Origin of the sequence: Peribacillus sp. NPDC058002 (assembly GCF_042886655.1) — a bacterium.
Lineage (GTDB): Bacteria > Bacillota > Bacilli > Bacillales > DSM-1321 > Peribacillus > Peribacillus aracenensis.
On sequence record NZ_JBHVQU010000151.1, the window covers coordinates 1 to 8,827 of the forward strand.

Below are 8,827 nucleotides of genomic sequence, written 5' to 3' on the forward strand. Positions count from 1 at the left end.
AATAATGGTAGGTACTATATTGGTAAAGATATTTATAAAAATAAAACCTAAAATGAGAAAAGTTAAAGAAACTATAAAATTAAATTTAAAACTTTTATTTCTATTCAACAAAATCACCCCTAACTAATTTTACCATTAAAAAACTTTTTTAGAAATAATCCTCACAGACGAAGACACTATGCTTGTTGAACTGCCCTGCCCCTTTAGTTGCATAAAGAAAGAGCTGCCTTAAAGACAGCTCTGATCTTCAGCTAACGCACCAGTTAGTTCATTAAGAAAAGCGAAAATTCTTCAAGAAGCGCGCCCGATTACAGAGGATTAAAAAGAATAGAGTTCTAATATTTTTTCTAAGGGTAATTTATCCGGATTACACATGTCAACAAAATAGGGTAACTGCCATTTTTGAGTTTTCATCGCTTGATTACTACTCGGACTATCCCAGCTAGGATAAACTCTTATTGCCATTTTGCCCTTTGTTGAAGTAGACCTAAGAATGTTCTGTTTTAAAAGAATTTCTTTTGGGAAAATAAATTGACCAAACTCATTTTCATTTTTAAAGGTAGTTATAACTAATAAATCAGGGGCTTCCTCATATAAGTAGGGTTGATTTTTATTATTTTCGTCTTTTTCCCAAAATGCAACAAACTGCCCTACTTTGGTAGGGGTTATATTCGCAACTCTGAATCGGACTGTTTTAGAAGATAATTGAAATGTACCAGCACCATACTTAGAATTTTGTTTCTCTTCTTGAACTGACTTTACAGTTAAGTGATTCGACTTATAAATCATTTTATTTACATAAGTTAATGCTGTAAGAAAATTATTCATTTCTTCACTCCTAAATTTCAAACAAAATGGCCCAATTATTGAATAAAGATCAAACAGTACTCTTCAACTATCCTGCCCCGATAGTTACATAAAAAAAGAGCCACCAAAGCAACTCTAAAGATAAAACCCTTTTTATAATTAACCAATCGTCTTCAGAACATTTTTTAATTGTACGATATTGTTCTGTTCGCCGTCGTTCATCTTATAAACAAAAACGGTATTAATGACATTGTTAAAGCTTAATTTGTAATAGTGAATGTTTGTATAGTTATATAAATCTATAAGCTTAGTATTCAATACTGCAATGGTATTGCTGATTTGCAAAAAATCTTGGATACTACTGATTGATTTTATTTCCTTTAATTTATATGGTATTTGATTATTCATAAGCCATTCGGTCACAGCTCTTGTATACATACAACCTATACTCAATACGAGCAATGTAATAGGTGTTTCCCAATCAAAATTGATGATATGGTCCTTACTTGAAATGACCTCGAATGTTTCAGTTGCAACGATGTCATAAGTTAAGTCGGGATATTTCTTAATAGGTTCACTAATGAGTGCACAATCTAATTCGGAATTGTGCACTTTTTGGTTTATGGCATTACTGGAATCTACGGCGAAATCCACATCCATTTGAATGTCGTTCTTATTCAAAGTATTCGCGATATGGGCACCATAGATTTTCAAGGTTGTATGTGATGTGCCAAAATCCACTTTAGAGTTAGTTTGAATGGCACCAATGTTTTGTAAAAATTCTTCGTACTCTTGTGAAATAAGTTGAAGATAGTTTTTATATTGTATTCCTACGCTAGTGATTTTCAATCCTTGGGGCGTGCGTTTAAAAACAAGTTTTCCAATTTCCGACTCTATTTTTTTCACTTTAGCCGTAAGGGCGGATTGAGTATAGTTCGTGATTTCTGCAGACTTACTTAAATTTTGACGGTTTAATATTTCAATTTTCAATGCTATTTCTTTGATGTTCATATAGTTGGCACACCCTATAAAAAAAATTTATGAACCCTATCATTTTCCTCCATTTTACGCTTCTGGGAAGTCAGAGTAAACTCTAGTTAGCTTAATAAGTAAGGGGGACTAGATAATGCTAGAAGCTATAAGTAAGAATTTATCCCAACGAATTATTATTGAATGATACATCAAGCATAGGGGGAGAATTTCTTAATGCATACATATTATAAATGGTTAATCGTATTGGTGGCCACGTTATCACAAACTGCAGCAACCTTTGTGACATATGGGACCCATCGCTGCATTTTATCAAATTGAATGGAATTTAACACCACTTCAAACAGGCTTCATTGTTTCAGCGGTCAATATTGGTCCGATGTTTTCAATGCTGGCGTTCGGTTACTTGATGGATAAAAAAGGGGAAAAACACATTATCGGGTGGGGGACCATTTTATTGGGCCTCTCAGCTTTAACGCTTGTTTTTGTTAATGATTATATTGTATTGCTACTTTTATTATTGTTGGTCGGTATATGGTACGGAAGTGCTCAAACCGGTGGAAGCACGGCCATCGTAAAATGGTTTCCAAACGAACATAGAGGTCTGGCTCTAGGGATAAGACAGACGGGAATACCGATTGGAGGATCTCTTGCCTCTGCAGTTTTATCCTATACATATTATCATTTCAATTTGTCATCAGTCCATGTAGTACAAGGGATCGTAGCAATAATGGGAGGGCTGATCTTCTTATTATTATATAACGAACCAGAAAGAACGAGTGGAACGAGAGCGACCTCGGTCGGGTTCAAGGAGAAAATGAATGTCATCAAAAATAATAAGGAGTTATATCCGATGTATATAGTGGGTGTTGTGATGATGTCATTACAGATGATTATCATTGCACATTTTATGAGTTATTTGCATAACGAAGGGAGCTATTCATTAACAGAGGCAGGAAAATATTTAAGCGTCGTTTTAATAGGTGGTATGGTTGGACGGGTAGTCATCGCATGGGCGAGTGATCAATTCTTTGAAGGTATAAGGGAAAGATTATTGCTTATTGTGATGGCTGTTACCGTAATTCTTACAGTGATGCTGCCACTCATCATGACTGTTGAAATGGAAATATTGATGCTATTATTTTGTTTTCTTTTGGGTTTTGTAGCCATTGGTTGGTATTCCATTTTTATTGCTTGTATCACAGAACAATCGGATTCACGTTTTATAGGTTTAACGGTGAGTTCAGCATTGACATTAAATCAATTATTCATTGTCATAGCACCCTCTTTATTCGGATTAGTCGTTAATCTATTGAACAGTTATCAACAAGCCCTATATTGGGCCGGAATATCTGTAGCTTTAGGAGCGATTAATTTATACAGAGCAAAAATAAAAAAAAGAATGGATCATAGGATCACCACAAAATTTGATCAAATTAATACAAATAACCTTGATAAATGAATAAATAGAAAGGGCATGTTTTGAAAAAAGATGAATCAAAACATGCCCTTATACTACTATTAAATTGGATTATTCTTTTATAAAAATGATCGATCATTTATTGTGTTCCTTAATCAACTAAAGCACCCGTTAGTTCTACAAGATTAGCTTATTATTTATTCATCCTCATCAATCTCATCTTAAAATTCAGAATTCGATACAATAAATTCTTTTAAGTTAGAAGCTAATTCTTCTAATTCTTCGGTTTCGTGATACCAAATATAAATTTTACCATCCATTACCGTATCAACAATCCGAAAACATAATTTGTCCCCTGTACCATCTTCACCAATAGATATTAGGTCATCTGCCATTCCTTCATCTCTCACATCTTGATTTTGTCTTACAATATCATCCCAGGTTCTCTTCAAGTTTTTGGAGTCTTTAATAGGAAACAGAGTCCATTCATCAATCTGAGCATTGTTAGATAGTTTAAAAAGTTCTTTGTATTGTTTGGGAAAAACAATTCCTAATTGTTCTTCTGCTGATTTTATATCGAAATCCGTAACTCCAGGTTTTCTTGCGTCAATCAAATCGATTACATCATTCATTTAATACGTACCATTCCCTTCATATTCTTTTACATAAAACTTCTTGATTTTTCTTCAAAAACCTTCTTCAGCCATCCTGCCCCTTTAGTTCCACAAGAAAAAGCTGCCTTAAAGACAGCTCCGCTCTTCAGCTAAAGCACAGAAGCCTTTATTTTTCAAATCTCACTAACGTTTTTTCTGGTATTTCAATCTGGTCAATATCAAAGTTATTGATTTGGAGAGTTATCTCACCCTCTCGCTTATCAGTTTCATCTCCAATCCAACAGCTATACAGTTCAAAATAATCCCCTTTTTCAAGATAGCTTCCCATTCTTTTACAAAGTTCTAACAGTTTTACTTTTGATTCAGCACAGGTTTCTTGATTCATATATTCCGAAATCTCAATTCCCCAATGACTTGATACCTCGTAAACATAAGGGTTAGTAAACTGATATTTTTTTACATTTTGCAGTTCGCTATCTCCTGCAAAACATCTTCCAATGTAAAAAGAATCATCTGAATATTCATCATCGTTAATTGGTAATTCTATATTACAGCCAATGTAGGAAGCTAAACTCATTCTTACCGACTCCTTTGATAATCCTTTTTAAACTATTCTGCCCCGTAAGACAGCTCCGATCTTCAGCTAAAGCACCCGTTAGTTCATTAACGGTTTTAAACAATCTTTATATGCCACAATGGTACAGATAAAATTCACCTTTAGCTAAAGTTTCTGACATTGAAATTATCTTTTCAAATTGTGTAATCACTTCATCTCGGTTGAAGACTAGTTTTTCATAGTCCCCCTTCTGATTGCCAGCTTCGCCATAAACGAATTCTCCAGTGAGTTCAAATTTAACAGGTGCATTTTTAAATAGACTTTTCCATGACGCAAAAATACTTATTAAAGTTTCAGAAGACTGCTTATCAAAAAGGGTTACTCCATGATAGTTAATACCTCGACCATTAGGAGTTCCTAGTAATGATGGGTTTTTACTTGGAATCCATTCTAATGAGTCCATAATGTATTGAATCAAGTCATCATGTATGACAACACTGTCAATGAAACTGTTATTTCTTTCTCTATACATCCAAAAATCATTTATATCAGTTGTCTTAGATATAAGGTAAAACTCATGCTCCAAGCTCATGTTTTCCTCCTTAAAATAAGTTCCTCGTTAGGTCTAATATTAGCATTCCTTATGGAACTATCCTGCCCCGATAGTTGCATAAAGATAAGGCTACCTTAAAGACAGCTTTGATCTTCACCTAACGCACCTGTTAGTTAAAAATGACTCCCTTTTTACTTAACGTTCATCTGGCTTTTCATCAAGTACCCAAGAGATATCAGCCCCAAAGTCCAACTGCACGACAGGATTAGGGGAGCATTCTGGCACAAACTCCAGGTCGTAAGAAAAACCTATTGTGAAGTTCTTTATACGAACTGTATTAGTATCATTCCAAGTAGACATTGTACACAATTCTCCTTCTAACACTCTACCAACTAAATGATAAATACCTATGTATGAACGTATTCCGCATTCATTTGTAGGATAATCAGAGAGATGTCCTGGTTTAGCAGGATTAATTCCTAGTCTACTGAATACATTTGCTACGGAAGTATCTAAATATTTACAGGATTCCACAAAATTGTTGCAGTATAGACAACTACATACCTCTATACCTTTGTTATAAAATTCTCGGGTCTTATCAATATCAACTTCTAATAACCAATTCTCTATTTTAATCTGTTGCAGCATTTCGACACCCACTTCTTTGAAATCTCCAGCTACCCCTTTATTCGGTAAACATTTTAAAATTCCTTGTTGAACTAACCTGCCCCGTTAGTTGATTTATAATTTTCTTCTACTCCCTTCTGAAATCATAAGTTTCACTTGGGACTTCTAATTGGTGACCATTAATTATTACGGTATCATTATCAACCCATTTTATATTTGCTTTTTCTTCATGATAGTTCCAATAAATATTCTTTGGTTTTCTTTTCTCTTTATTAAAATTTATAAGAACACTGAAATCTGTTGTTGCTCCTCCAGATGAAACATAAGCTTTAAGCGTATAAGTTTCATCTGGGGAACCGTCGCTTCCAAAATACATCAAAAGTCGCTTTGCACATGCAATAGCTTACTATTTGTTTTTGCCTTCATTTTTAAAAGACTATAGCACTAAACTCCCATTTATTTTTCTTTTTTAATTTATTTTTAACGTAATTTTCATAGGATGTTCAGGTTCCTTCGATACACTTAGAATGCTGTTTCTGGTCAACTTGATTTTAAATGAGAAACCAAAACCAAATAAGCAAGGAGATGAACAATATGAACTATGAAATATTTCAATGGATTAACGGTTGGTCCGGCCATTTCTCTTATCTAGATAGAGGAATGATATTCATCACTAATAGCGTTCCTTATGTGGTAATCGCACTTATGTTGTTCCTATGGTTTATTGAAAACAAAGAAAAACGAGCGGAAAAACAGTACACAGCTATATACGCTGTTTTTTCTTGCTTACTTGGATTGTTCATAAACGCAATCCTTCACCTTGTCTACTATCATCCACGTCCATTCGAGGCACACCATGTTCATCAGTTAATACTGCATCCTGCTGACTCTTCGTTTGTAAGTGATCACTCGGTATTAGTATTCTCCATAGCATGTACGATGGTGCTACGAAACGACTCGTGGAAATATCCCGTATTAGTATGGGCTATTATTGTTGGCATTTCGCGTATATTCGTCGGAGTCCATTATCCTGCAGACGTGATTGGTGGCGTCCTTATTTCATACGGGGCAAGCATATTCGTTATGCAGTCTTCCAAAAAATTGGAGCCTTTGGTACAAGTAGTGTTCTACATGTATGACAGAGTAACGAAACACATCCCTTTCCTTGCTAAGTACAGCCATAAAGACCTAAGTCAAGAAAGATAAGGATTTTTTCTAATGGAAAATCGGCTGTAATAAGAGTTGAAATCCTATGGTTAATTGATAAACAGACTTTTTCTTATTATGGGGAAATGTTGTATTTTCTATTTTTGTCAGAGATGGAGATTGCTTTGTAACAATGACCACTTCCAAAAAGGAGATGAGTTCCATTAAAGAAAACTTAGCATTTTCTGAACAAACTGAAATGGTCCAACCTTCAGGTCTGTAAATGATAAGCAAAGAATCACAACTCACCATATTTTTTGGAATCGTCAAGATTATGGCAACCACTGTGGGAGAAACAGCCCCAGACTTCCTTAATGATTAACTTGGATTTGGATGGGCATCCTTATTTAGAGAGAGAAATAAAATTAAGTTGTGGGAAACCACTTTAAAGAAAGGAAATTATATATGCAAGAAAACCAACATAAAATGAAAATTCTACTTAACAAAGTGCCACAAGTGACGATTTTCTTTTGGATCATCAAAGTTTTGTGTACTACTGTTGGTGAAACATTTGCTGATTACATCAATTTCAACATTGGACTTGGTTTAACTCTTACTACCATTATTATGGGAGTTGCGTTTTTTATTGCATTGTTTTTTCAATTTAAAGCAAACAAATATGTTCCAGCCATTTACTGGGTAACAGTTGTTCTTATAAGCGTATTTGGAACACTTGTAACGGATTATTTGACAGATAATATGGGCGTACCACTTGAGGTTAGTACAGCTGTATTCTCGGTGTTACTGGGACTGACTTTTCTATTTTGGTATCTTAGTGAAAAAACACTATCGATCCACTCGATTTTTACTAAAAAAAGAGAAGTTTTCTACTGGCTTACGGTCCTTTTCACCTTTGCACTTGGAACAGCGGTCGGCGATTTATATTCCGAACAACTTGGTTTTGGTTATCTTAACACAGGAATAGGCGTTGTTATTATTATTGCTCTTGTGTTCTTAGCTTATAAATTTTTGAAACTTGACGGAGTATTAGCTTTCTGGATTGCTTATATTTTAACTCGTCCGCTTGGAGCGTCAATTGGAGATTACCTATCTCAACCAAAAGTAAATGGCGGATTAGGACTCGGGACAACCGTTACGAGTGTGATTTTTCTTATCGCTATTTTAGCAATCATCGTTTTCCTTGCCGTTTCAAAAATTGATACAAATGCTAAAAGTGATATAGCGGAAACAAACCAAAGTAATGCAAATAAGAAACATGTGCTAACACAAACGATTGTTGTACTCGTAATTTTCTTAATTGTTGGTATAGGTGGTTATAACTGGCGCAGTAATAATATTGCATCACAAGGTGCTTCAGAGCAAGCTACATTAGCGGGTCAATTAAATGATTTTGTTAAAATTGAAAATGATATGCTAAACGCTGTAAATAAAAACGACTTTGCTTCAGCAAAAAAAGGCGCTGATAATTTGGAACATCAGTGGGATACACAAGAACCTAAGCTTCGAAAAATTGATAGCACTACATGGACAAAAATTGATGGAACAATTGACTCTGTGCTAGCAGCGGTTCGTTCTTCAAAACCTGATATTAATCAAAGCAAAACAGCACTTACTAATTCACTTAGTGTCTTAAAAGGTGCAAATAAATCAACATCAAAATCTGGTGCCTCACAAACTACATTATCTGGACAGTTAAACGATTTTACAAAAATTGAAAAAGATATACTAAACGCTGTAAACAAAAATGACTTTGCTTCAGCGAAAAAGAGGGCAGATGAATTAGAACATCAATGGGACACACAGGAACCAAATCTCCGAAAAATCGATGGCGCTACATGGACGAAAATTGATGGAACAATTGATGTTGCATTAGCAGCAGTTCGTTCATCAAGTCCTGATGTAAACAAGTGTAAAACAGCACTTAACAATTCACTTAGTACCATAAACGCAGCAAATAAATAATAATCTTAGGAATCGCCAATCGCGGTTCCTTTTTAAATGGAACCCTTATTAAACTAACCTGCCCCGTTAGTGCCATAAGAAAAAGCTGCCTTAAAGACAGCTCTGATCTTCAGCTAACGCACCCGTTAGTT

At 34.8% G+C, this 8,827-nt stretch carries 8 protein-coding genes and 2 pseudogenes; 3 read left to right on the plus strand and 7 right to left on the minus strand.

From position 1 onward, the window contains the following. Window positions 1–318: 318 nt before the first annotated feature. Window positions 319–828 carry a MepB family protein gene (locus tag ACFVSH_RS19430; protein WP_387707382.1) on the minus strand — a complete coding sequence of 170 codons (510 nt, stop codon included), beginning with the start codon at window positions 826–828 and terminating at the stop codon, window positions 319–321. A gap of 138 nt (window positions 829–966) precedes the next feature. Next, entirely contained in the window at window positions 967–1,818 is an 852-nt protein-coding gene (locus ACFVSH_RS19435; protein WP_387602707.1) for a LysR family transcriptional regulator, read from the minus strand. A 195-nt stretch (window positions 1,819–2,013) separates the two neighbouring features. Between ACFVSH_RS19435 and ACFVSH_RS19440 the strand changes: the two are divergent. Further along, window positions 2,014–3,259, plus strand: a pseudogene (locus tag ACFVSH_RS19440) (MFS transporter). Between the two features lie 179 nt (window positions 3,260–3,438). Here ACFVSH_RS19440 and ACFVSH_RS19445 read toward each other — a convergent pair. From ACFVSH_RS19445 to ACFVSH_RS19465, 5 genes are all read right to left on the minus strand, one after another. Next, window positions 3,439–3,849, minus strand: a complete 411-nt coding sequence (locus ACFVSH_RS19445) for an SMI1/KNR4 family protein (protein ID WP_387707384.1) — start codon at window positions 3,847–3,849, stop codon at window positions 3,439–3,441. A gap of 148 nt (window positions 3,850–3,997) precedes the next feature. Next, window positions 3,998–4,408 carry a hypothetical protein gene (locus ACFVSH_RS19450; protein ID WP_387707386.1) on the minus strand — a complete coding sequence of 137 codons (411 nt, stop codon included), beginning with the start codon at window positions 4,406–4,408 and terminating at the stop codon, window positions 3,998–4,000. A 106-nt stretch (window positions 4,409–4,514) separates the two neighbouring features. Next, window positions 4,515–4,979, minus strand: a complete 465-nt coding sequence (locus tag ACFVSH_RS19455) for a hypothetical protein (RefSeq protein ID WP_387707388.1) — start codon at window positions 4,977–4,979, stop codon at window positions 4,515–4,517. Window positions 4,980–5,135: 156 nt separating this feature from the next. Beyond that, window positions 5,136–5,600 (minus strand): hypothetical protein, encoded by a 465-nt coding sequence (locus ACFVSH_RS19460; RefSeq protein WP_387707390.1) that lies wholly within the window; start codon window positions 5,598–5,600, stop codon window positions 5,136–5,138. Between the two features lie 94 nt (window positions 5,601–5,694). Next, window positions 5,695–5,943 (minus strand): DUF5412 family protein, encoded by a 249-nt coding sequence (locus ACFVSH_RS19465; protein ID WP_387707392.1) that lies wholly within the window; start codon window positions 5,941–5,943, stop codon window positions 5,695–5,697. A 218-nt stretch (window positions 5,944–6,161) separates the two neighbouring features. Between ACFVSH_RS19465 and ACFVSH_RS19470 the strand changes: the two genes are divergently transcribed. Next, the gene (locus ACFVSH_RS19470) at window positions 6,162–6,773 is read left to right on the plus strand and encodes an undecaprenyl-diphosphatase (RefSeq protein ID WP_387707394.1); all 612 of its coding nucleotides are present in this window, start codon (window positions 6,162–6,164) and stop codon (window positions 6,771–6,773) included. A gap of 405 nt (window positions 6,774–7,178) precedes the next feature. Further along, window positions 7,179–7,940, plus strand: a pseudogene (locus tag ACFVSH_RS19475) (COG4705 family protein); the annotation flags it as partial. Window positions 7,941–8,827 lie beyond the last annotated feature (887 nt).